This is a genomic window from Microbispora sp. CA-102843 (assembly GCF_050936215.1).
Classification (GTDB): domain Bacteria; phylum Actinomycetota; class Actinomycetes; order Streptosporangiales; family Streptosporangiaceae; genus Microbispora.
Genome location: NZ_JBNJNF010000001.1, coordinates 2,829,228 through 2,852,388, shown reverse-complemented (window position 1 = coordinate 2,852,388; position 23,161 = coordinate 2,829,228). Strand labels below are relative to the sequence as shown.

Annotated in this window: 22 protein-coding genes; 10 read left to right on the top strand and 12 right to left on the bottom strand. The window is 72.3% G+C overall.

The annotated features are described in order from the left end of the window. The first annotated feature begins 39 nt into the window (after positions 1–39). Both ACQEVJ_RS13435 and ACQEVJ_RS13430 read left to right on the top strand, forming a co-directional pair. Complete coding sequence (locus ACQEVJ_RS13435; protein WP_433100700.1) at positions 40–3,009, top strand: helix-turn-helix transcriptional regulator; 2,970 nt, start codon at positions 40–42, stop codon at positions 3,007–3,009. Between the two features lie 38 nt (positions 3,010–3,047). Beyond that, positions 3,048–4,553 carry an aldehyde dehydrogenase family protein gene (locus ACQEVJ_RS13430; protein WP_433100698.1) on the top strand — a complete coding sequence of 502 codons (1,506 nt, stop codon included), beginning with the start codon at positions 3,048–3,050 and terminating at the stop codon, positions 4,551–4,553. 57 nt (positions 4,554–4,610) lie between these two features. Here ACQEVJ_RS13430 and ACQEVJ_RS13425 read toward each other — a convergent pair whose 3' ends face one another. The 4 genes from ACQEVJ_RS13425 to ACQEVJ_RS13410 all read right to left on the bottom strand — a co-directional run bounded on the left by ACQEVJ_RS13425 (position 4,611) and on the right by ACQEVJ_RS13410 (position 10,127). Next, positions 4,611–5,861: an epoxide hydrolase family protein gene (locus ACQEVJ_RS13425; protein WP_433100696.1), complete on the bottom strand. Its 1,251-nt coding sequence runs from the start codon at positions 5,859–5,861 to the stop codon at positions 4,611–4,613. Positions 5,862–5,863: 2 nt separating this feature from the next. Next, complete coding sequence (locus ACQEVJ_RS13420; protein WP_433100694.1) at positions 5,864–6,370, bottom strand: MarR family winged helix-turn-helix transcriptional regulator; 507 nt, start codon at positions 6,368–6,370, stop codon at positions 5,864–5,866. A 108-nt stretch (positions 6,371–6,478) separates the two neighbouring features. Next, complete coding sequence (locus ACQEVJ_RS13415) at positions 6,479–9,439, bottom strand: AAA family ATPase (protein WP_433100692.1); 2,961 nt, start codon at positions 9,437–9,439, stop codon at positions 6,479–6,481. A gap of 13 nt (positions 9,440–9,452) precedes the next feature. Beyond that, positions 9,453–10,127, bottom strand: coding sequence for a hypothetical protein (locus tag ACQEVJ_RS13410; RefSeq protein ID WP_433100690.1), 675 nt, complete (start codon positions 10,125–10,127; stop codon positions 9,453–9,455). Between the two features lie 384 nt (positions 10,128–10,511). Between ACQEVJ_RS13410 and ACQEVJ_RS13405 the strand changes: the two genes are divergently transcribed. Both ACQEVJ_RS13405 and ACQEVJ_RS13400 read left to right on the top strand, forming a co-directional pair. After that, positions 10,512–10,838: a carboxymuconolactone decarboxylase family protein gene (locus ACQEVJ_RS13405; RefSeq protein ID WP_433100688.1), complete on the top strand. Its 327-nt coding sequence runs from the start codon at positions 10,512–10,514 to the stop codon at positions 10,836–10,838. A gap of 70 nt (positions 10,839–10,908) precedes the next feature. Continuing rightward, complete coding sequence (locus tag ACQEVJ_RS13400; protein ID WP_433100686.1) at positions 10,909–11,658, top strand: SDR family NAD(P)-dependent oxidoreductase; 750 nt, start codon at positions 10,909–10,911, stop codon at positions 11,656–11,658. 1 nt (position 11,659) lies between these two features. On the opposite strand, the gene ACQEVJ_RS13395 is transcribed toward ACQEVJ_RS13400, so the two are convergent. After that, the gene (locus tag ACQEVJ_RS13395; RefSeq protein ID WP_433100684.1) at positions 11,660–12,883 is read right to left on the bottom strand and encodes a nucleotide sugar dehydrogenase; all 1,224 of its coding nucleotides are present in this window, start codon (positions 12,881–12,883) and stop codon (positions 11,660–11,662) included. 167 nt (positions 12,884–13,050) lie between these two features. Between ACQEVJ_RS13395 and ACQEVJ_RS13390 the strand changes: the two genes are divergently transcribed. Together ACQEVJ_RS13390 and ACQEVJ_RS13385 are read left to right on the top strand one after the other, a co-directional pair. Beyond that, a complete protein-coding gene (locus ACQEVJ_RS13390; protein WP_433100682.1) occupies positions 13,051–14,220 on the top strand; it encodes a glycosyltransferase in 1,170 nt (389 codons plus the stop codon). Next, positions 14,217–15,260: a hypothetical protein gene (locus ACQEVJ_RS13385; RefSeq protein ID WP_433100680.1), complete on the top strand. Its 1,044-nt coding sequence runs from the start codon at positions 14,217–14,219 to the stop codon at positions 15,258–15,260. Before ACQEVJ_RS13390 ends, ACQEVJ_RS13385 begins: the two co-directional genes overlap by 4 nt. A gap of 6 nt (positions 15,261–15,266) precedes the next feature. On the opposite strand, the gene ACQEVJ_RS13380 is transcribed toward ACQEVJ_RS13385, so the two are convergent. Further along, on the bottom strand, positions 15,267–16,487 hold the full coding sequence (locus ACQEVJ_RS13380; protein WP_433100678.1) for an ABC transporter ATP-binding protein: 1,221 nt from the start codon (positions 16,485–16,487) through the stop codon (positions 15,267–15,269). 123 nt (positions 16,488–16,610) lie between these two features. On the opposite strand from ACQEVJ_RS13380, the gene ACQEVJ_RS13375 reads away from it, so the two are divergent. Then, a complete protein-coding gene (locus ACQEVJ_RS13375; RefSeq protein ID WP_433100676.1) occupies positions 16,611–17,615 on the top strand; it encodes a LacI family DNA-binding transcriptional regulator in 1,005 nt (334 codons plus the stop codon). Here ACQEVJ_RS13375 and ACQEVJ_RS13370 read toward each other — a convergent pair. Continuing rightward, positions 17,605–18,093, bottom strand: coding sequence for a glutathione peroxidase (locus ACQEVJ_RS13370; protein WP_433100674.1), 489 nt, complete (start codon positions 18,091–18,093; stop codon positions 17,605–17,607). The two genes, ACQEVJ_RS13375 and ACQEVJ_RS13370, sit on opposite strands and share 11 nt — an antisense overlap. Positions 18,094–18,407: 314 nt before the next feature. Between ACQEVJ_RS13370 and ACQEVJ_RS13365 the strand changes: the two genes are divergently transcribed. Further along, positions 18,408–18,908 (top strand): lytic transglycosylase domain-containing protein, encoded by a 501-nt coding sequence (locus ACQEVJ_RS13365; protein ID WP_433100672.1) that lies wholly within the window; start codon positions 18,408–18,410, stop codon positions 18,906–18,908. A gap of 22 nt (positions 18,909–18,930) precedes the next feature. Here ACQEVJ_RS13365 and ACQEVJ_RS13360 read toward each other — a convergent pair whose 3' ends face one another. Beyond that, positions 18,931–19,611 carry a TetR/AcrR family transcriptional regulator C-terminal domain-containing protein gene (locus ACQEVJ_RS13360; RefSeq protein WP_433100670.1) on the bottom strand — a complete coding sequence of 227 codons (681 nt, stop codon included), beginning with the start codon at positions 19,609–19,611 and terminating at the stop codon, positions 18,931–18,933. A 106-nt stretch (positions 19,612–19,717) separates the two neighbouring features. Here ACQEVJ_RS13360 and ACQEVJ_RS13355 point away from each other — a divergent pair, with 106 nt between their 5' ends. Further along, complete coding sequence (locus tag ACQEVJ_RS13355; protein ID WP_433100668.1) at positions 19,718–20,830, top strand: ferritin-like domain-containing protein; 1,113 nt, start codon at positions 19,718–19,720, stop codon at positions 20,828–20,830. Positions 20,831–20,837: 7 nt separating this feature from the next. On the opposite strand, the gene ACQEVJ_RS13350 is transcribed toward ACQEVJ_RS13355, so the two are convergent. The 4 genes from ACQEVJ_RS13350 to ACQEVJ_RS13335 all read right to left on the bottom strand — a co-directional run bounded on the left by ACQEVJ_RS13350 (position 20,838) and on the right by ACQEVJ_RS13335 (position 22,754). Beyond that, entirely contained in the window at positions 20,838–21,164 is a 327-nt protein-coding gene (locus ACQEVJ_RS13350; protein WP_433100666.1) for a DUF202 domain-containing protein, read from the bottom strand. A 7-nt stretch (positions 21,165–21,171) separates the two neighbouring features. Further along, a complete protein-coding gene (locus tag ACQEVJ_RS13345; protein ID WP_433100664.1) occupies positions 21,172–21,507 on the bottom strand; it encodes a YidH family protein in 336 nt (111 codons plus the stop codon). Between the two features lie 101 nt (positions 21,508–21,608). Continuing rightward, positions 21,609–21,974 carry a hypothetical protein gene (locus ACQEVJ_RS13340; protein WP_433100662.1) on the bottom strand — a complete coding sequence of 122 codons (366 nt, stop codon included), beginning with the start codon at positions 21,972–21,974 and terminating at the stop codon, positions 21,609–21,611. A 63-nt stretch (positions 21,975–22,037) separates the two neighbouring features. Beyond that, positions 22,038–22,754 (bottom strand): ferritin-like domain-containing protein, encoded by a 717-nt coding sequence (locus ACQEVJ_RS13335; RefSeq protein WP_433100660.1) that lies wholly within the window; start codon positions 22,752–22,754, stop codon positions 22,038–22,040. A 123-nt stretch (positions 22,755–22,877) separates the two neighbouring features. Here ACQEVJ_RS13335 and ACQEVJ_RS13330 point away from each other — a divergent pair, with 123 nt between their 5' ends. Further along, positions 22,878–23,147 carry a ubiquitin carboxyl-terminal hydrolase 14 gene (locus ACQEVJ_RS13330; protein WP_433100658.1) on the top strand — a complete coding sequence of 90 codons (270 nt, stop codon included), beginning with the start codon at positions 22,878–22,880 and terminating at the stop codon, positions 23,145–23,147. Positions 23,148–23,161 lie beyond the last annotated feature (14 nt).

Genomic DNA, 23,161 nt, shown 5'->3' with positions numbered 1-23,161 from the left:
ATCACGGTTCTGTCGGGACCGCGTGTCATACTCACCTGCGTGGTTGCACGTACGCCGCAAAGGGAGCTGATCGGGCGTTCCGCCGAGCTCGGTCAGCTTGTGGGCGTGCTCGACGCCGCCGCGGCCGGGCTCGCGGGGGTCGCCCTGGTGGGCGGCGACGCGGGGATCGGCAAGACGCGGATCGTCACCGAGCTGTGCGACCTCGCGCAGCGGCGAGGGTTCGTGACGCTCATCGGCCAGTGCGCCGAGCTCGGCGACGCCCTGCCCTACCTGCCACTCGCGGACGCCCTGCGCGGCGCCGCCGCCGATCCCGACGGGCCGGTCGCTCCCGCCGTCGCGGCCCGTCCAGCGCTGCGGCGGCTGCTGCCCGGCGACGAGGCGGGCCCGGCGGAGGCGACCACCGGCGGTCTCGCCCAGCAGCGCCTGTTCGGGTCGGTGCTCGACATGCTGTCCGAGGTGGCCGAGCGGCAGCCGGTCCTGGTCGTGTTCGAGGACCTGCACTGGGCCGACCGCTCGACCCGCGACCTGCTGGTCTTCCTCACCCGCATGCTGCAGCGCGAGCGGGTCTGCCTCGTCGGCACCTACCGTACGGACGACCTCCACCGCCGCCACCCGCTGCGCCCGGTCCTGGCCGAGCTGCGGCGGCTGCCGCTGGTCACCTCCGTAGAACTGCCGCCGCTCGGCGACGACGACATGGCGGAGTATCTCGCCATCCTCGACCGATACGGCGAGGGCCCCGCGGGACCGGTGGCCGGACGCGGCCTGACGACCGTGATCGAGCGCGCCGGGGGCAACCCGTTCTTCGCCGAGGAACTGCTGGCGGCCGGCGCCGAACGGGCGCCGCTGCCGGAAACGCTCGCCGACCTGCTGCTCGCCCGGGTGGAGACTCTGTCGGACACCGCCCGCCAGGTGCTGCGGGTCGCCGCGGTGGCCGGCCGCCGGGTCGGCCACGACCTGCTGCGCGACGCGACCGGGCTCGGCGACCTGCCGCTGGAGGACGCGCTGCGCGAGATCGTCTCGCGGCGGCTGCTCACGCCGGGCAGCGACGGCTACGCCTTCCGGCACGCGCTGCTCCAGGAGGCCGTCTACGACGACCTGCTGCCGGGCGAGCGGACCCGCCTGCACACCATGTTCGCCGCGCTGCTCGCCGAACGCGGCGGCTCCCCCGCCGAGCTGGCCCATCACCACCTCGCCGGGCACGACCTGCCGGGCGCGCTGCGGGCGTCGGTGGAGGCCGGACGGCTGGCCGCCGGGCTCGGCGCGCCGGCGGAGGCGCACCGGCACTTCGAGCGGGTGCTGGAGGTCTGGGACCAGGTGCCCGGAGCCGAACGGCTGGCCGGGGAGAGCCGGGCGAGGATCGCGCTGGCCAGCGCCGCGGCGGCGGCCGCGGGCGGCGACTACCACCGGGCAGTGGAGCAGTTGCGGCGGCTGCGCCGCGAGGCGAGCGACCCGGTCCTGATCGCCGAGACCGGCGAGCGGCTCTCCTACTATCTGGCGGACGCGGGCGGCGACGAGGCCGAGGCGATCGAGATGGCCCGGGAGGCGGTGGACCTCGCGCCGCACAGCCCGCTGCTGGCCAGGGCCCTGGCCACCTACGCCCGCGCCCTGTCCCGGCAGTACCGCTTCGAGGAGGGGGCCGCGACGGCGTCCAGGGCGCTGGAGGTGGCGGAGGCGACCGGCGCCCGCGACGCGGAGTCCAGCGCCCTCGTCTCGCTCGCCCTGATCGAGGAGGAGTTCGGAAGCAGCGTCGAGCACGCCGTCGACCTGCTCACGCGCGCCACCCGCCGCCCCTCGGGCGACCTGTCCATCGACCTGCGGGCGCGCTTCAACCTCGCCCGCGTCCATTACGAGAACGGCGCCCTCGCGGTGGCCGCCCGCATCACCGAGGACGGCGTACGGCTGGCCGGGGAGACCGGGCTCGCCTGGAGCACGTTCGGCACCGACCTGCGCTTCCTGCACTACCTGGTTCAGTACGCGGACGGCGACTGGGACACCGCGGAACGGCTGGCGGGAGGGTTCGGCGTCCGGGTCGGCACCCGGGCCGAGGCCCAGCTGTCGTCGTTCGCCCTCTTCGTCGAGGTGGGCCGGGGGCGCCCGGGCGCCGACGAAAGACTGCGGTGGCTGACCAGGTTCTGGCCGGACACGCTGGTCGGCTACATGGCCCGCGGCATGGCGGCCGAGCAGGCGCTGTGGCGCGGCGACCCGCGTACCGCGCTCGACCACGTCGACGCGATCCTCGCGACGCTCGAGCCGTTCGATTCCGGTGTGATCCGCATCGCGGCCACCGGCCTGTGGGCGCTGGCGGACCTCGGCCGGACCGGCGAGCCCTGCGACGACCTGCTGAGCCGTGCGCGGTGGGCGGCGGAGAACGGGCCGAACGGCCCGCGCGTCCGGCTGGGGCCGGAAGGGCTCGCCTGGCTGGCCCGGGCGGAGGCCGAGTGGCACCGCGCGCACGGCACGGAGGATCCGGAGGTCTGGCGGCGCACCACCGAGGCCTTCGGTTTCGGCTTCGTCTACGAGGAGGCGCGGTCGCGGTGGCGCCTGGCCGAGAGCCTGCTGCGGGCGGGCGACCGCGCGGCGGCCCGCGCCGAGTGGGAGCGCGCGGCGCGCGTCGCCGCCGCGCTGGGAGCCCGGCCCTTCCTGGAGACGCTCAGGGTGGTCGGGGCGCGGGCCGGGTTCCCCGACCCGACGGCGACCACCCCCACGGCCTCCTCCGCCGCCCACGACGGCGACGCGCAGGAGATCACCGCCGGTGAGCCACCGGGGGCGGCACGGGAGCCGGGGCGGCTGTCCGCGCTCACCGCGCGCGAGCGGGAGGTGCTGGCCCACGTCGCGGGCGGCCTGGCCAACCGCGAGATCGGCGAGCGGCTGTTCATCTCACAGAAGACGGTCAGCGTCCACGTCTCGAACATCCTGGCCAAGCTCAGCGTGACCAGCCGCACCCAGGCCGCCGCGGTCGCCCTCCAGGAGGGGCTGTCGCCCGACGCCGCGGGCGGAAATACTGTGTAATCGAGGCTCGGCACCAGCAACACTTCCGGAGGTCAGCGGTGGCTCGGCAGATCGTTTCCGTCGTCGCGGGTGAGGAGCTCTCTTCGGGCACGCCCTACGAGTCCGTCAACCCGGCGCGGCCCGCGGAGACGGTGGCGACCGTCCTGCTCGCGGGCGCGGACGACTTCGCCGGCGCCTGCCGCGCCGCGGCGGCTGCCCAGCGGGAGTGGGCGCGCGTCCCCGCGCCGGTGCGCGGACGGGTGATCGCCTCGATCGGCCGACTGGTCGAGGCCAACACCGAGGCGCTGGCCCGGCTGGTGACCGAGGAGATCGGCAAGCCGTACGCCGAGGCGCTGGGCGAGGTCCGCGAGATCGTGGACACCTGCGACTTCTTCCTGGGCGAGGGCCGCCGCCTCTACGGACAGACCGTGCCGTCGGAGATGCCCGACAAGAGCCTGTTCACCTTCCGCGTCCCGGTCGGCGTGGCGGCGATCGTGACGGCGGGCAACTTCCCGGTGGCCGTCCCCTCGTGGTATCTGGTTCCGGCGCTGCTGTGCGGCAACGCGGTGGTGTGGAAGCCCGCGGAGTACGCCGCGGCCTCCGCGCACGCGCTCTACCGGCTGTTCTCGGCGGCCGGGCTGCCCGACGGCGTGCTCAACATCGTCTTCGCCGACGGTGGTCAGACGTACGAGGGTCTCGACCGCGCGCTCGGCGAGGGCACCGTGCAGAAGGTCGGCTTCACCGGGTCGAGCGCGGTCGGCCGGGCCGTCGGCGAGCTGTGCGGGCGGCACCTGCAGTCGCCCTGCCTGGAGCTCGGCGGCAAGAACCCGATGGTCGTCATGCCGGACGCCGATCTCGACCTCGCCGCCGAGGGCGCCCTGTTCTCGGGCTTCGGCACCGCCGGTCAGCGGTGCACGTCCCTCGGCACGGTCATCGTCCACGAGGACGTCCACGACGAGTTTCTGCGCCGGTTCACCGCCGCCGTGCGCGACGCGAAGATCGGCGACCCGAACGGCGACGTGCTGTACGGCCCGCTGCTCGACCACAAGTTCGCCCAGCGCTACGAGGAGTACCTGGGCTGGATCCAGCCGCACCACACCGTGCTGCCCGGCCCGGTCGGCCGGATGGACGGCGAGGGACTGTACTACCACCCCGTGGTGGTGGACGGCGTCCGCGCGGACGACCGGCTGTTCCTGGAGGAGACGTTCGGCCCGATCGTGGGCGTGACGACGTTCTCCACCCTGGATGAGGCGATCGACCTGGCCAACCGGCCGGGATACGGCCTGTCGTCGTCCATCTACACCACCGACCCGAAGGCGGTGTTCCGGTTCCGCGAGGGCGTCTCGGCCGGCATGGTCAGCGTCAACAACTCCACCTCCGGCGCGGAGGCCCACCTGCCGTTCGGCGGGAACGGCAAGTCGGGCAACGGCAGCAGGCAGAGCGGCATGTGGGTGCTCGACCAGTTCACCCGCTGGCAGGCGATGAACTGGGACTATTCGGGCCGCCTGCAGAAGGCCCAGATGGACGTGGCGGAGATCACGCCCGATCTGGCCTTCCGGCTCTGACCCGGAGGGAGGCGATGACGCGCACCCCGACGCGGCAGCCTGGCCCACCCGGGGGTGTCAGCGCCGGCCCCTGAAGGTGCGCCGCAGGTCGTCCACCCATTCGCCGGGGATCTCCCAGGGGATGAAGTGGCCGCCGTGGTCGTGGGCGTTGAGGTTGACGAGGTTGTACCAGCCGGCGCGGTCGCCGTCGAGAAAGTGCCGCACACGCTGGTCCGTGCTCACGCCGGGCGGGTTCTCGTAGCCGACGAAGGTGATGCCGGTGGGGGCCTCGACGACCGGCTGCCGGTCGTGGGACGGGGTCCAGGGGTAGCGGTTGTTGTTGGCGTAGGTCCGCATCGAGGTGCCGATCGAGTTGGTCACCCAGAAGATCATGGCGTGGGTGAGCAGGTCGTCCTTGGTGAAGACGGTCTCGATGTCGCCGCCGTTGTCGCTCCAGTTCGCCCAGCGCTCCAGCATCCAGGCGAGCATCCCGGCGGGTGAGTCGGACAGCCCGTGGGCGAGCGTGCTCGGGGCGAGCACGTGCGCGGCGAGGTGGACGGCGAACCGCCTCTCCACCGCGACGACCTGGGCGTGTATGTCGGCGGGCAGGCCCTCCGGGATGGGCCTGCCGCCGCTGAGGTCCCAGGCCCTGTCGCCGTTGAACAACGTGAGCTTCTGGCCCGACCCGATGTGGACGGCGTGCAGCTCGGCGGCGTACTTGTGCCCGAGCTGTCCGGTCACCAGGGCTCCCACGTCGCAGCCCGCCGCGCCGTACCTCTCGTAGCCGAGGGTCCGGGTCATCAGCGTGTGCCAGAGGTCGGCGACCTTCCAGAAGTTCATGTCCGGGTGGTTCGGCAGCGGGGTGGAGAACCCGAAGCCGGGGAACGAGGGCACGATCACGTCGAACGCCTCGGCCGGGTCGCCGCCGTACGCGCCGGGGTCGGCCAGCGGATCGACGACCTTGGACCAGTGCCAGAACGTCCAGGGCCAGCCGTGGGTGAGGATCAGCGGCGTGGGGTCGGGACCGGCGCCGGGCCTGCGCATGAAGTGGACCGGCACGCCCTCGACCTCGACGCGGTAGTGCTCGTAAGCGTTGATGGCGGCCTCGGCCGCCCTCCAGTCGTACCCGTCGCGCCAGTAGTCGACGAGTTCCCGCAGGTAGGCGGCGTTCACGCCGTAGCGCCAGTCGTCGTTGCCCGCGTCGTCCGGCAGGCGGGTCAGCTCCAGGCGCCGCCGCAGGTCGTCGAGCACCTCGTCGGGAACGTGGATCGGCGCGGGCTCCAGCGGGAACGGCCGGGTCGCGGCGGACGGGGTGGTCGTGGGGCTCATCGTCATCTCCTCGCACTGTCGCGTGGCGTGTCCGTGCCAGGGTTCGTGCCAGGGTTCGTGCCGGGGGCCGTGCCGTGGACACTGTGCAGTTCGACCATGCGGGCCAGCGCGGGCAGCGCCGCCGCGATGGCCGCCCGCTCCGCCCGGGTGAGCCCGTCGGCGAGCTCGGAGAGCCGGGCCATGCGCTCGGCCCGCCGTCCGTCCACGATCGCGGCGCCCGCGGCCGTGACGTGGACGAGGACCGCCCTGCCGTCCGACGGATCGGGGTGACGCTCCACCAGGCCCTCGCGCTCCAGTTTGGTCACCATCTGGGTGATCGCCGACTGCGTGACCTGTTCGCTGCCGGCCAGATCGGTGAGCCGCTTGGGGCCGCCGCCCGCCAGCGTGTGCAGCACGGACAGGGTGGTGAAGCTCAGTCTCCGCTCGGCGGGCAGCCGGATGTGCATGCGGGTGAAGTCTTCGAGCACGCGGGTCAGGCCGGCGATGCTCAGCTCGGCGAACTCGGGCATGCGCCAAACTGTATCAGTAACTTAATTAAGTTACTGAAGCGAATGTGGCCGGGAAAACGCCGATCCCCGGCGGGCACGGCCTGCCGGGGATCGGATCGCGAAGGCGCCTCAGGCCTCCGGGCCTCGCCTGCCGTCGTAGCCGAGCAGCCGCATCGCGACCTCGGGGTCCATGGCCGCCGCGAGCAACTGCGCCCGTTCGGCCGCCCGGTCTCTGGCCTCCTCGGCCTGCCGCCGCCCCGCCTGGTGGGAGCGGACCAGCAGGACCGCGACCGCGATGCCGCCGATCACCGCGACCAGCGCGACGGCCAGCAGGACGGCCGTGCCGGCGGGCACGCCCCCGACCGCCGCCCCGGCGCCGGCCACGCCCCGCGGCGAGGCGAAGAGCAGCACCCCCAGCAGCGTGAGCAGCACCACCGCCACGACGACGCCGACGACCACCCACAGCGCGCCGGACGACCTGCGGGACTGTGCGCCGTATGACAGCCCGAGCGGCGGGGCCGGGGAGACCGGCGGCGTCGTGCCGTGCCACGGCACGAAGTCCGGCTGCGCCGGCGCCACCGGCTGCACCGCCGGGGCGTGCCCGTTGCCGCCGGCCAGGCCGTTCGGCGGCGGGGCGACCAGCACCGGCGCGGCGCCGCCTGCGGACGCCGCCACGACCGACGCCTCGATCACCCGGGTCCGGGGCAGCGGGAGCTCGACCGGGACCTCGCTGTGGGTGCGGTGAGCCTCCACCGCGGCCGTGTGGTAGGTCTCGATGTCCTCGTAGAACTCGTCGGAGTTGTACACGCCACCGTCGATGAGCGGGCCCATCCTGCACTCGATGACGGCGACCACGTCGTCACCGTTGAGCGTCTTGTGCTGTTCCAGCGCGTGCGCGACCGACAGCACCTCGCGGCGGTTGTCCCGCAGCAGCTCGGCCGTCTTCTCCAGCAGCCGGCTGAGGTTGAACTCGATCCGCTCGGGGAGCATGTCGGGCACCATCTCGTCGCGCCGGCCCGCCGGAGTGCCGGTGAAGCCGATGCCGCCGCCTCCGGGCTGCGGCTGGGCCGCCTTGCCCTCGCGCAGGCCGAGCTCCTGCAGCGCGGGCAGCGAGGCCACCCCGATGCCCATGCCCCAGTGGGCCTCCATCAGCCCGGTGATCGCGGTCGCGCTCTGCAGGTCGCTGGAGACGCCGGAGGAGTTGTCCTCGCCGAAGAACATCCGCTCCCCCGCCAGCGAGGCGAGGGACACCATGATGTCGGCCTCGTACTCCGACTTCCACCGGGTGAACTGGTCCTCCGGCTTGATGCTGGCCACCATGCCGAGGTAGTCGGCGCCCTTCTCGATCGTCGCCAGGTCGATCTCCAGGTGGTGGCGGGTGCGGTAGGCGACGACCGCGTGGCACGCCTCGTGCACCGCGACCGCGTGCCGCTCCCGCTCGATGTACTCCACGTCCTCGGGCGGCCCGAGCTGCTTGAGCCGCTTGGCCCGCATGACGTCCGACCAGGTGATGGTCTCCCGGCCGTCCCGGATCGCGGTGATCAGCGACTCGTTGACCAGGTCCTTGATCGTGGCGCCGGTGGCGTACGGCGTGATCGTGGCGAGCTTGTCGATCTGCTCGTCGGTGAGCTGGTGGCTGACCTTGTCGAAGTAGCCCTTGTACGTGCGGATCCGCCCCGCCTTCGAGGGATAGCCGACCTTGTAGATGCGGTCGATACGGCCGGGCCGCAGCAGCGCCTCGTCCAGGGCCTCGGGCAGGTTGGTGGCCATCATGATGAGGATGCGGTACTTCGGCGGCGGCTTGGGCCGCATGCCGAGCAGCCTGCGCACGTAGCGGTTGACGAAGCCGCGCGGCTTCTTCAGGCCGGAGATCTCGGTGAGCAGCGCCTCCAGCGTGCCCATGCCGCCACCGCCGCCGCCCATGCCCCCGCCGTACATGATGCGGTTGACGAGGGCGCCGGTGCGCGGCATCCGCGCGGCCTCGGCGGGCGGGCCGGCGGCGTGACGGCCGAGCGTGGTGCGGGTGTGCGGGTCGAGGTAGGCGAAGCCGTTGCAGCCGGAGTCCTCGAACGGCGCCGGCGCCGACCTGCCCCAGCCGCCGGGTCCGCCCTGCGCGAGCGCGCCGCGGTTGCCGAGCGAGTCGGCCTCGTCGAAGAAGACGATGACGCCGCCGTACCGCAGGGCCAGCTTGCGGAGCTTGCGGAACAGCGACTTGACCTTCAGGACGCCGACGCCGAAGAACATGTTGATGAACGCGCCCGGGTCGACGAACACGTACGGCTTGCCGGTCGAGCCGGCGACCGCCTCGGCCATCAGCGTCTTGCCGGTGCCGGGCGGGCCCCACAGCAGGATGCCGCTGGGCACGTAGCCGCCCCTGGCCTCGATCTCGTCCGGCTTCTCCAGGAAGACGATGTTCTCCTTGACCCGCTCGACGACGTGGTCCTGGCCCCAGACGTCGGAGAAGCGCGTCTTGATGTCGTCGGGAAAATAGACGTCGACGCCGCCCCGCGACAGGAACCAGAAGATCGCCACGAACTGCCCCACGGCGACCACCATGATCAGCATGAGCTGCAGGACCATGGGGAGGAAGCCCCACACGGTGGCCGGCACGCTGAACAGCGCCTGCAGCGGCGAGACCTGCTGCACCTTGCCGAGCACCAGCGCGATGACCGCGATCCAGACGGCCCACTTGACGGCCCGCGCGATGCGGTAGCGGTTCCAGTCGTTGAACCTGCGGTGGGTCCAGCCGTTCCAGCCGCCGAAGACCTTCCGCGTCCAGAACCGGTGGTAGCCGGCCGAGCGCTCACTGATCAGGAAGTGGATCTGCCGGACCACCTCGACGCCGACGAGCCACAGGATCCAGGACGCGTCCCTGACGGTCAGCACGAAGGCGTCGTAGATGGAGATGATGCCCTCATAGGTGGCGGTGGTGTTCCAGACCAGCACTCCGAACGCGACGGCGAGCAGGAGGAGGAATTTGGTCCGGTCCCACAGCGGCAGACGTTTCCTGGTGAGGGGGTCGCGGTCCACCGGACCCGACCCCGGCTCGCGAAGCCCCTCGTGGTGCTTCGGTGGGAGGGCCGTGCTCATATGAGGGGCTCCTTCACGGGTTGATGAGGTGCTTGACCTTGAAGGACTTGACGACGGTGTCGATCTCCGCGGCCCGCTGGCGGTAGCACGCGGGCGAGCAGCGGATCAACAGGGTGGAGACCGTCGTCCCGTCGGCGGACAGGTAAGCGGTCTCGTCGAAGGTCTGCACCGGGCCGCCCAGCAGACGGTAGTTGAACACGCTGTGCACTCCGCGCAGGCCGTCCGCCACGGGCAGCACCTCGTCGGCCAGCAGCTCGAAGCCCTTGTAGGCCGTGGCCTCCTCCATCTTCTGGCGCGTCTCCTCGGGCACGACCACGTAGAGCCCGCTGGAGTTGCGCAGCTCATTGAGCGACACCGCGTTCTGCGCGTCCTCCGTGAGCTTCTCCACCTTGGCGAAGACGAACGGCTGGTCTTCGGCTCCGGGCGAGCCCTGCAGCAGGTGCCCCGCGGACGGATCGGCATGGGCGTCGAAGGCCGTCGTCCACACCAGCTGTTTCACCACCTGCGTGGTGGCCGACTCCGTGTCGCCGAAGACCTCCTTGTCGAGGCTCTTCTGGTCGATCTGCCGCCATGAGGCGGGGACCTTGAAGTAGGTGCCGCCCGAGTCGTCCCGTACGTAGGTGTATTGGGGGCCGGCACAGCCGGACAGCAAGGAGGCGGCCACCGCCGCCCCCACGACCGTTTCCACCACCCCGGTCTTTACCCGCGGTCTTTCCACCAGGGCCTAACCTCCGCTTTGCGGGTCTACGAGGTAGTAGTGCCCGTTTTCCGACTGTCCTTCCAACGGTAAATCTGCGATGGGCCGGAAAACTAGACCGAATCTTTCTCGAATCTTGGCTCTTCCTGTTACACGGAGGCTGCTCACATCGCCGCGCCGGCACCGGCGTCCGCCCCCGGTGGCCCTCTGATGGCGATACCCAATGGACGACCGCCGAAAGCAGGCATGACGCACGGAAGACCCGCCCATTGAGATCGCCAGGTGTCGGATGAGCAGATCATGTAACGCCTGACTGCCTCGAACACGACAACTTGATGCATGCCGTCAGGAATCACCGTGGGAAGGCTGGCGAACATGAAGCAGGTCTACGAAGAAGACGGCACCGGCGAGGGGACGGACGGCTTCTTCGGGGTGACGGCGGAGCGCATGTTCTCCGAGGTCTGGTCCCGGCAGGTCCTCACGGTCAGGGAACGGCGGTTGCTGCTGCTCGGCCTGCTCGTCGGCCAGGACATGGACGACATGCTCGAACTGCACCTCGACACCGCCCTGCGCTCGGGCGAGCTGACCCCGGCGGAACTGCGCGAGACGGTCGTGTTCCTCACCCTGTACGCCGGCTGGCCCCGCGCCGCCCGGCTCAGCGCGAAGGTGGAGGAGCTGATCAGCCGCACCGGCGCGGTGTGACCACCGCCTCAGGGACGGGGCGCGCGGCGGGCCGGACGGGACCGGCCCGTCCGGTGGGTACGCTGCCGTCATGCCCACCGCACTCATCACCGGCGCGACCGCCGGGATCGGCGCCGCCTTCGCGCGCCGCCTGGCCGCCGACGGATTCTCCCTGGTCCTGGTGGCCCGCGACGAGGAGCGGCTCGCCGCCTCCGCCGAGGCCCTGCACAAGCGGTACGGCGTGCCGGTCGAGCCGCTGCGCGCCGACCTGACCACCGAGGAGGGGACGGCGGCGGTCGAGGAACGACTGCGTTCCGGCATCGACCTGCTGGTCAACAACGCCGGGTTCGGGCACCACGGCGGCTTCCTGGACACCCCCGTCGAGGAGGAGGTCCGGATGCTGCGGCTGCACTGCGAGGCCGTGCTGCGGCTGACCCGGGCGGCCCTGCCGTACATGATCTCCAAGAGGCGGGGCGGGGTCGTGAACGTGGCCTCGGTCGCCGCGTTCCTTCCTGGCGGCACCTACAGCGCCACGAAGTCGTGGGTGGTGAACTACAGCGCCTCGGCGGCCAACATGGTCAACCGGCACGGCGTGCGGGTGATGGCGCTGTGCCCCGGGTTCGTGCGGACCGAGTTCCACGACCGGGCCAAGCTCGACATGTCCGGCCTGCCGCGCTTCGCGTGGCTGTCGGCCGACCGCGTCGCCGCCGACGCGATGCGCGACCTCGCCCGCGGGGCCTGGGTGAGCGTCCCTTCGGTCCGCTACAAGGCGGTCGCGGCGCTGGCCAGGCTCCTGCCGCTCAACCTGGTCGGCCGCATGGCGAGGCTGCGTTACCGCTGAGTCACAGCCGTTCGACGTTCGGGCCGCGGCAGCGGCCCCGGGTGTCGAAGACGAACCGGCTGGCCCGCTGGACCAGGTCGTAGTCGTAGCAGTCCTGCCCGCCGAGCACGACGACCGCGTCGGCCCTGGCCAGCTCGGCGGCGTCCGGCTCGACCATCTCGACCCCGGCCGGTACGACGAGGTCGTCGGCGCGGGGATCCGCGGCCCGCACCCGGGCGCCGAGCCGGCACAGCGTCTTGGCGACCTCGACCGGCGACAGCCCGAGCAGCAGGATCCTGCTGCCCCTGATGGAGCGGCACCTCCGGTTGAGCGCGAGGCAGAGCCGGTCGACCACGTGGGCGGGCATGTGCACGTTGACGTCGTTGGCCGCCTCGACCAGCCGGAATCCCCGCCCGACGCCGCGCCGGATCCCCCACGGCAGGTACGCCACGTCGAGCGGCAGGCAGGAGTCCTCGAGCCCGGGGCAGGGTGCCACGGCGGCGTACCCGAACGGCGTGGTGGCGGCGGCCTCGACCGCCTCCCACGCGTCGACGCCGAGGTGCGCGGCGAAGATCGACAGCTCGTTCGCCAGGGCCGCGCCGACGTGCGCGCTGGCGCTCTCCAGCAGCGCGCACAACTCCGACACCCGAGGTGAGGAGACCGGGACGGTCTCCCGCACCAGCCTGCCGTAGAAGTCCGTCACCGCCCGCAGCGAGGCCGCGTCGACGCCCGAGACGACCTTGGGCGTGTTGCCGAGCCGCCAGCGCGGGTTGCCCGGCTCGGCCCGGTGCGGGCTGTGGCCGAGGTGGAAGTCGTCTCCCGCGCGCAGTCCCGACCCCAGTTCGAGCAGCGGCCGTACGAACTCCTCGGTGGTGCCGGGGTAGGCGGTGCCCTCCAGCACCACGGTCGCCCCCGGCCGCAGGAACGGGGCGATCCGGCCGGCGGCCGAGCCGAGCGGGCCGAGGTCGGGCGCGCCGTTCCGCATCCGCACGGGCGAGGTGAGCACGCAGACGTCGAACCCGGAGGCGTCGGCCGCGTCGGCGCTGGCCGCGTAACGGCCGGAGGCGTGCGCGGCGGCCAGCGCGGCGGCGCCGACGCCCTCGGCGCACGGCTCCCCCGCGTTCAGCCGCTTGACCCGCCACTCGTCCTCGTCGAGGCCGACGACGCGGAACCCGGCCTCCACGGCGCGCATCGCCAGGGGCAGCCCGGCACTGCCCTGGCCCACGACCACCAGCTTCTCCGCCACGCTACGAACTGTAGGAGCGACCCCGCCGCCACCCCCGGGATTGGCGGTCGGGACCGCTGTAAGGCTTGGGTACGGATAGGGAAAAGTCTCTTCCGGCGGCGTCCGGGCGACCCGTCGGCGGTGGGACCGCGGACTAGCTTCTCCGACATGATCAGGGAGGAGCCAGCATGAAACCGGACGACCGGATTCGTGTCATGGAGATAATCGCCCGGATGAACGTGAGCGGTCCCGCCACCCAGGTCACCGGGTTGTGCGAGCGGCTCAGCCCGGCGGAGTTCGACCATCGCCTGTACACCGGATACGTCGACGGCGGCGAAGGCGACCACCTGCAGCTTCGCGACGCGACGATTCCGGTCCACCGGGTGCCGGGCCTCGGCCGCGCGATCAAGCCGGCCGACGACTATCGGGCCCTGTTTCGGCTGACGAACGCGATGCGCGAGTTCAGGCCCCACATCGTGCACACCAGGACCACCAAGGCGGGCGCGCTCGGCCGCCTCGCGGTGCGGCTGTCGGGCGTCGGGGCGGCGCGGGTGCACAGCTACCACGGCCACCTCCTCGACGGACAGCTCTCCCGCTCACGGCGGGCCGTCTACATCCGCATCGAGCGCCGGCTGGCGAGGATGACCGACCGCCTCGTCACGGTCGGCGCCCGGGTGCGCGACGACCTCCTCGCGGCCGGGATCGGCGGGGCCGAGCAGTACGTCGTCATCCCTCCCGGCACCGGGCTCGGCCCGCTCCCCGAGCGCGCCCGGGCCCGCGCCGCGCTGGGCGTCCCGCTGGACGCGCCGATCGTGGCCTACGTCGGCCGGTTGAAGAAGGCCAAGCGGCCCGACCGGCTCGCGGAGGTCGCCAGGGCGGTCCTGGCCCGGCTGCCCGGCGCCCGGTTCCTCGTCTGCGGCAGCGGCGAGCTGAAGGAGGAGGTGGAGCGGGCCGTCATGCCGATGTGGGACTCCTTCCGGCTGCTCGGCTGGCGGCGCGACGTCGAGACCGTGTACGCCGCCGCCGACGTGGTGCTGCTCACCTCCGACAGCGAGGGCACGCCGCTGGCGCTCGTGGAGGCCGGCATGGCGGGCCTGCCGGTGGTGGCCACGCGCGTCGGCAGCGTTCCCGAGGTCGTCATGGACCGCCGCACGGGCTTCCTGACCGAACCGGACGCGGACGAGATGGCCGACCACGTCGTACGGCTGCTGGTCGATCCCGGCCTGGCGCGGCGGATGGGCGAGTCGGCCCGCGCGTGGACCGGGCGGGCGTTCTGCGTGGACCGGCTGGTGGCCGACACCGAGGCCCTCTACCGTGCGCTGCGCGGCGCGACGCGGTCGGAGGTGGGCAGCCGATGACGCCCCTTTCCGCGCTGGCGCCCGTGCTCGCGGGAGCGGCCGCCTGCCTGGTCGCGGCCGCGGGTCTGCGCCCGGTGCGCCGGACGGTCCCCTACCTGAGCGGGGTGATGCTGGCGGCGGGCACGGCGGCGGGCGCGATGACGGCCCTGGGCCCGCCGGACCGGCGGGTGAGCGCGGTCCTGCTGGCCGCCGCGGCGGTGGCGCTGCTCGGGCTCATCGCGGAGGTGGGCGCGCTGCCGCTCGTCACGCGGCTCATCGTGGAGTCGGTGGCGACGGGCGGCGTCGTGCTGTGCGGCGTGCAGGTGACGCTGACGGGCGACTGGCTGGACGGCCCGGTCAGCGTGATGTGGATCGTCGCGATGACCAACGCGTACGGGCTGCTCGACCGGCTCGGCGGCGCGCTGGCCGCGGTCGCCGCCGTCACCGGCGCGTTCCTCGCCGGGACGGCGCTCGTGCTGGGCGACCCGTCCCTCGCGGTGCTCGCGACCGCCCTGGCCGGGGTATGCCTCGGCGCCCTCCCGTACGGCAGGGCGCCGGGCAGGGTGCGGCTCGGGCCGTCCGGCTCGCTGTTCGCCGGGTTCGTTCTGACCTGTACGGCCGCCGGGCTGACGGCCGGACGCGGCCCGGCCACGGTCGCGGCCGGGCTGCTGTTGCCTGCGCTGGCCGCCATCGTGGGGGCCGGGGCGTACGCCGTCCGCCGGCCGCGGCGCGCGGGCCGGACGGCGGGACCGGCGCGGACGGTGGCACCCGCCCTGTGCGGCGTCTCGGCCGGCACCGGGACGACCGGGCTCGCGGTCGCGCTCGGCTGGGTGCCCGCGGGGGCCGCGGCCGCGGTCACCGCCGCGACCGCCGCCGTGCTGCTCTGTTACGCGCGCCTCACGCACGGCTTCTTCTATGCGCGCTTCCGGCACGACTCCCCCGCGTTCCGGAGGCAGGCGTGGACGTCCTTGCGGATGCCGGCCGGCGATCGGCCGCGCGGGCGCGTGCCGCACCCGCGCTCCGCCGGGAATCCCCCGCCGCCCGTCGTACGGCGGGGGTGACCGGGGTCAGCGGCCGATGTTGGCCTCGTGGCCGATGGACAGGCCCGAGTCGACGTCGAAGAAGTGCAGGTTGTGCGTGTCGACGACCAGCTCGATCTCCTGGCCGGGACGGACGTGGCTGCGGGCGTTGACGCGCGCGGTCCACAGCGACTTGTCGCCGGTCAGCGGCAGCGTCGTCTCCTCGTCGTCGCCGTCGTGGGCGGCGGCCACGGTGTCCTTGTGCTCGACCGGCGGGGCGTCGATCGTGAACAGGACGTTGATCTCCGAGCCCAGCTCCTCGGTGACGTTGGCGCGGACCGGGATGCGCACCCACCCGGCGCCGTTGCCGCTGGCCGAGCCGGCGTCCTCGAAGTCGGAGGGCCGGATGCCGAGGATGATCTTGCGGCCGATGTAGCGGTCGAGGCCCGGCTTCTCGGCGAAGGTCGAGTCGGGGACGGGGAGGCGGTAGCCGGCGAAGGCCACCGACGCGCCGCCGTTGTCGCGGACCAGCTCGGCGTAGGCGAAGTTCATGGACGGGGAGCCCATGAAGCCGGCGACGAACAGGTTGACCGGGTCGTCGAACAGGTTCTGCGGGGTGTCCACCTGCTGGAGCACGCCGTCGCGCAGGACGCAGACGCGGTCGCCGAGGGTCATGGCCTCGACCTGGTCGTGGGTGACGTAGACCGTGGTGACGCCGAGGTTCTCGTGGAGCTGGTTGAGCGAGGCGCGCATGGACACGCGGAGCTTGGCGTCCAGGTTGGACAGCGGCTCGTCCATGAGGAAGGCCTGGGGCTCGCGGACGATGGCGCGGCCCATCGCGACACGCTGACGCTGACCACCGGACAGGGCGGCCGGCTTGCGCTTGAGGTACTGCTCCAGGCCGAGCATGCGGGCGGCGTCGTTGACCCGCTTCTGGATCTCGGGCTTCGACATCTTGCGCAGCTTGAGGCCGAAGGCGAGGTTCTCCTCGACCGTCATGTGCGGGTAGAGCGCGTAGTTCTGGAAGACCATCGCGATGTCGCGGTCCTTCGGGGGAAGGTGGTTCACGACACGGTCGCCGATGACGATCTCGCCGCCGCTGATGTCCTCCAGGCCGGCGATCATCCGCAGGGCGGTGGACTTGCCACAGCCCGACGGGCCGACCAGCACCATGAACTCGCCGTCCTTGATCTCCAGGTTGAGGCCGTTCACGGCCTTCACCCCGCCCGCGTAGATCTTGTCGACGTTGTTCAGAACGATAGAAGCCATGCCAGTCCTTCGCGCTTCCGAGACAAGAGGGAGTGGATACGTTTTCAAGACTGTCCCGTGAAATACCGCATATTGTCAAGATTTCGGTGACACAGCCCATGGAATGATGATGGAATCGTTTCCATGAGTGGTCCAGCGCAGCGGCGGATAACCATCAAGGAAGTGGCGGAGGCGGCCGGGGTCGGGGTGGCCACCGTGTCCCGGGTTCTGTCGGGCGGCTCGGCGAGCGCCGAGACCCGTGAGAAGGTGCTCGCCGCGGCGGCGCGGCTCGACTACCGGCCGAGCGCGCTGGGACGCAACCTGAGGCGCCAGCGGACGGGCGGCATCGGCCTGCTGGTCCCCGACATCACCGACAGCTTCTACGCGCGGCTGACCGACGGCGTGCTGTCGTGCGCCCGCTCGTACGGCGAGCCGGTCACGGTGGGGGTCACCGGCGACGACCCCGAGCGGGAGGCCGAGCTGATCGGCACGCTCATCGAGCAGAGCATGGACCGGCTGATCGCGGTGCCGTCCGGGGACGGGGAGATGTGGGCGCCCGCGCTGCGCGCGGGGCTGAACGTGGTGTTCGCCGACCGGCGGGTGCGCGCGGACGTGCCCAGCGTGGTGCCCGACGACCGGGCGGGGGTGCTGACGGCCGTGGAGTACCTGGCCGGGCTGGGCCACCGGAAGATCGCCTACCTCGGCAGGCACGGGCAGTCGCAGCGGGTGGCCGCGTTCACCGCCGCGGTCGCCTCGCTGGGGCTGCCCGCCGACCGGGACCTGGTCGTGCACGCCCGGTCGAGCCGCGACTCCGCCTACGCCGCGGCCGCGGGCCTGCTGCAGCACCGGCCGGACGTCACCGCGGTGATCGCGGGCGGCAACGTGCTCGGCGAGGCGGCCGTGCTGGCCGCCCGCGAGCTGGACGTGCGCATCCCCAAGGACGTGTCGCTCATCATGTTCGACGACGTGCCCTGGGCCGAGCTGTGCTCCCCGCCGCTGACGGTGATCGCCCAGCCCGCCCAGGACATCGGCTACCGCGCCGCCGAGCTGGTGCTGCGGCACGGCAGGCGTCCTCCGACCGTCACGCTGCCCACCGAGCTCGTCGTGAGGGCGAGCTGCGGGCCCAGGGTCTCAATCCCTAGGCGATGACCTTCTCGATGGCCTCGGTGACCTCCGGGGCCTCGGGGACCACGCGGGGGCGGAACCGGGCCACCACCTGGCCGTCGGCGGCGACCAGGAACTTCTCGAAGTTCCACTGGATGTCGCCCGCCTCGCCCTCCGCGTCGGGGGCCTCGGTCAGCTCGGCGTAGAGGGGATGCCGCCCCGGGCCGTTGACCTCGGTCTTCTCCAGCAGGGGGAAGTCCACGCCGTACGTCGTGGAGCAGAACTCCTTGATCTCCTCGGCCGAGCCGGGCTCCTGGCCCATGAACTGGTTGCAGGGCACACCGACGACGGTGAACCCCCGGCCGGCGTACGCCTTCTGGAGGGCGACCAGGCCCTCGTACTGGGGGGTCAGCCCGCACCTGGACGCCACGTTGACCACCAGGGCGGCCCCGCCGCCGAGCAGGTCGCCGAGGGTCGTGCTCTCACCGTCGATCGTGGCCACCGGAATCTCGAGAACGCTCATGTTCGCACCCTAAACGAGCGTCCCGTCCCCTCTCGCCGCAGGGCGCGCCGTGCACGGTAACCCGCTCCCCCGGGAACGGTCGGCGTTGGGGGGCGGATCGGCAAAGAACCGTCCGCGGCGTGCCGCGAATGCCGCCGGCGAGGCGGGCGGCCGTATTTCAATCCGCGTGAGGACCCGTCGCGGTGCCCGCCGGAAGCTCTTGGTGATCCGGTGCGGGCCGAGCGGACGGCGGCGCCCACGCCATGGGCGCGCGGCCGCGCGGAGGGCGCCACGTGCGCCCGCCTTCCGCACGCGACCCGACGACAAGGACCGATTTGGACAGCAGAAGCGTTCTACGCAACACAGTCGCCGCCGTCATCGCGGCCACCGTGGCCGGTGGCGGAAGCGGAGTGGCGCGGGCCGACGAGTGGACCGCCGCGGAGCGGACCGGAGAGAGCATGCGGCCCGTCACCCACGTGGGAGTGTGGACCACGCGGGCGGCGGCGCAGCCGCCCCGGTTCCGCGCTCCGGCGAGGATCCGCAGCAAGGCGTACGCCTTCAGGCTCGTCACCCGCCGCACATGGTCGGGCGAGCAGTTCCAGTGCCTGGACAGCCTGTGGACCAGGGAGAGCAACTGGGACCACCGGGCCTACAACCAGGGCTCGGGCGCCTACGGCATCCCGCAGGCGCTGCCCGGGCGGAAGATGGGCTACGTCGCCGGCGACTGGCGGTTCAACCCGCAGACCCAGATCAGGTGGGGGCTGCGGTACATCAAGGGCCGCTACGGTTCGCCGTGCGGCGCCTGGGGCCACTTCCGGTCCCACAACTGGTACTGACCGGGCGGAGGCGCCCGGCGGCCTACCGCCGGGCGCCTCCACGACCGGCCCGCTCGCCGGTCTCGCGGTCGGCCTGCGCGTCCGCCCGCGCGGCGGCCCGTACGGCCATCGCCTGGACGAGCAGTTCCAGGCCGAACTCGAACTCCTCGTCGTGGTCGCAGGCGTCCAGATGCGGCCGCAGCTCGCTCACCACGGGGAACAGCGCCGGGTCCACCTCGGCGATCACGGCGTCGGCCCGTACGGGGGCGAACGTGGGGGTCACCCCCACCTCCCGCAGCAGCGAGCCGACGACGTACGCGATGAACATGCGCAGCATCCGGACGGCCTCCCGGCCGTCGAAGCCCGCCTCGCGCAGGGTCGCCAGGGCGCGCTCCACCGGGAGGAGGCCCGCGGTCGAGCCCAGTTGCCTGCTCACCACGACCATCGTGGAACGGGGATAGTGGTGGGCGATGCGCCGGAAGGCCCGCGCCTGGATGCGCACCCGCTCGGTCCAGTGGGCGGACGGGTCATCGGTGAAGCCGATCCGCGACAGCACGTCCTCGGCGACGGCGTCGAGCAGTGCGGCCTTGCTGGGCACGTGGTTGTACAGCGACATGACGCCGACGCCCAGTTCCGCGGCGATCCTGCGCATCGAGACGGCGTCGGCGCCCTCCCTCTCGATGAGCTCCACGGCGGCGGTGACGATGCGGTTCCGGTTGAGCATGACCGAATCCTCTCTCGCCGCGCGCGTTCTCCGTTCATTGACGTACGTACAGCGTACGTGACACGCTCACGGAGGATACGTACGGTGTACGTCAAGGGAGGTCTTCGTGTCGACCCACAAGCTCTACACCATCCCCGCCGAGCTGTCCACGTGGGACGTGGAGATGACCGGAGCGGCCCGGTTCACCTGGGAGTACGACGACGGCCGGGACCGCATGCTCGCCCTCTACCAGAAGGGCAAGGACAAGCAGTGGGACTCCGTCAAGCGGATCGACTGGGACCTCGAGGTCGACCCGTACAACGTGCTCGGCGTCCCCGACACCACCCTCGCGATCCACGGCTCCCCGCTGTGGGAGCGCATGGACCGGCGGCAGCGCGACGAGGTGCGCAGGCACAACGCCTCCTGGCAGTTCTCCCAGTTCCTGCACGGCGAGCAGGGGGCGATGATCTGCTCGGCCCGCATCGTGGAGTCGGTGCCCGACCTCGACTCCAAGTTCTACGCCGCCACCCAGACGATGGACGAGGCGCGGCACGCCGAGACGTACGCGCGATTCCTCCAGGAGAAGGTCGGGCTCGCCTACCCCATCAACGAGCACCTCAAGGCGCTGCTGGACAGCACGCTGAGCGACTCGCGGTGGGACATGCCCTACCTCGGCATGCAGGTGCTGATCGAGGGACTGGCCCTGGCCGCGTTCGGGGTGATGCGCGACATCACCACCAAACCGCTGCCCAAGCAGATCCTCGCGTACGTGATGCAGGATGAGGCCAGGCACGTGGCGTTCGGCCGGATGGCGCTGCGCGACTACTACCGGAACCTGTCCGACGCCGAGCTGCGCGAGCGCGAGGACTTCGTGATCGAGGGGTGCTACCTCATGCGCGACCGACTGCGCGGCGAGGAGATCTGGGAGACCGTCGGCCTGTCGCGGCAGGAGTCCGCCGAGGCCATGGAGTGCGTGGACCGGTCGGAGTACCTGCGGCTGTTCCGTTCGCTGCTGTTCAGCCGGATCGTCCCGTGCGTGAAGGACATCGGCCTGTGGAGCCCTCGCCTCCAGCAGGCGTACGCCGACATGGGCGTGCTCGACATGGCCGGGCAGAGCCTCGACGCGCTGATGCGGCAGGACGAGGAGATCGCCGAGCGGCTCGACGCGGAGCGCTTCGCCCGCGAGGAGGAGGAACGGGCGGAGGAGGTCGCCGAGACCATCGCCGCCGCGGGCGACTGACCGCGGATCACATCGTGATCGCGACGACCGCGACCAGCGCCGCGGCGGCGACGGCCAGCGCGCCGGCCCAGGCGATGCGGGCGTCCAGCCGATGGTCGAGCGGGCGCCCGTGCAGGAGCGTCCGCTCCAGGGCGCGGTGCCGCCTCCCGGTGCGCAGGAGCAGCACCGCCCCGGCCAGGGCGGCCGCCGCGAACGGGACGGCGAGGCCGGGCAGGTCGTGACGGACCGTGATCCCCGCCGCCACGACGGCCGAGCCCGACATCGTCACGGCCGTGCGGACCCAGGCCAGCCGGGTCCGCTCGCTGTGCAGGCCCGGCCTCGGCTGGCCGCTCACGGGCCGCTCACCGCGCCAGGAGGATGAGGAGCAGGGCCAGGACGGCCACCGCGGCCACGCCGTACCCGAACATGGGGGCCAGGGCGGGCGGCGGGAGCGCGCGGTCCTGCCGGAGCGCCCGGTCGATGTGCCGCCAGCGGGGATAGGCCGATCCGGCCGCCACCGCGGACAGCAGCACGAGCACGACGGCGAGCAGCGTGCGCACCCACGGCACGAAGACGTCCCCGGGGACGACCGCGATGGCGATGCCGCCCGCGCTCAGCGCGAGCGAGGTGCTGATCCAGGTGAGGAACGTGCGCTCGTTGGCGAGGACGAAGCGGGGGTCTGGTTCGTTCTCTTCCATGCGAGAACGCTATTTCTGCCCCTTTTCCCCTAGATTTGCCGGGTTGCCGCTTTTGCCGTTCCCCGCGAGTCCGGCGCGCCGGGCCGGCGCCGGCGGCCGGGTCACATGCAGGCCTTGCCGACCTCACGCAGGTAGGTCGCGCCGTCGGTGGCGACCTTCTGCGCCGCGTCCACCGCCGCCTTGGCGTCGTCGACGTTGAGCTTCTGGAGGCTGCCGGCGAGCCCCTGGAGGGCCTCCCTGAGCGTGGTGTCGGCGGCCTTGTTCGCCATGTCCTCCAGGTCGGCGGCGCCGTCCTCGATCTTCTTGCGCATGGCGGCGGGGTCGTCCACGACCTTGCCGATCCCGCTGATGGTCTGGCTGATCAGCCGCGTCGCCTCGGCGCACGTCTGCGCCTTGTCCGCGCTCGCGCAGCCGGAGGCGAGCAGGACGGCGGCCGCGCAGGCGGCGGCGAACGGGAGGAGTCGCATGCCGATCACCCTACCCAACCGCGGCCCGCCCGCCGCGGAGACGAAGCCGGGCGCCCTTCGCCCTCACCGCGTCATCACCTCCGTGACGACCCCGCGGAAATACCCCGCGACCTCGCGGGCGAAGGCGGTCCTGGACACTCCGGCGCGGCGCAGGGCGTCGCCGTGATCGAGGGCGACAACGGTCAGCACGCCCGCCAGCAGCGACCACCACAGGGCCGAGGCGATCGTCCGCGAAAGCCGGGAGGACCTCCGGAAGGCAAGCCGCAGCCGGTCGCGGTGGAAGGGCACGTGGCGCAGCTCGTCGGCGAGGATCCGGCCCGCGACCTCCGCGGCGAGGAGGTCCCGGACGCCGTCGCGCACCGCGCGGTAGTAGCCGAGCGCGACCACCTCGGCGAGCATCAGGACCATCAGCTCCGTGCGCAGTCCGAGGAGCCGCCGCAGCCGGACGAAGGCGGCGTCGGTCCAGTGGCCGGAGATCGTCGCCGCGCCCGCCGCCTCCAGTAGCCTGCCCAGCAGGCGGGCGTGCTCGCGCTCCTCCGCCACGAACAGGCGGACCGCCTCCGCGTACACGGGGTCGCCCGCCCGGCGTGCCTTGTCCATGAGGCGGGCGCCGTCGCCGTCCTCCCCCACCTGGAACCGCTGGAGGCTCCGTACGAGGGCGGGCTCCAGCCGTGCGCCCGCACTCCAGTCGGGGTCGCCCCACGTGCGCCGCAGCAGCGCCGCGCCCTCGAAGTCGCGTAACCAGGCGATGAAGTCGCCGGTGTCGACCGTCGTCGTCATGGCCCACGAACCTACGGAAGCGATGTGCAGATCCCGAGGGGGAGTTTGTAGAGGTTCGGCGTACCCGGCCCACGGCCGTGGGAGGGCGCCGGGCACCCAGTCGCGCGCCGTAGCATCTGCGGCATGGGGAACTGCGAACACCTGCTCGTGACGGCCGACCCCGCGCCGCTCACGCCCGAAGGCTGCCAGGAGTGCCTGGAGCACGGCATGCGATGGGTCCACCTGCGCAAGTGCCTGGAGTGCGGCCATATCGGCTGCTGCGACTCCTCTCCCGGCAAGCACGCCACCGCCCACTACAAGGAGACCGGCCACCCGGTGATCCGCTCGTTCGAGCCGGGCGAGGACTGGCGGTGGTGCTTCGTGGACCAGCGCCTGGGCCAGGCCGTGCCCTGAGCGCCGTGTCATGA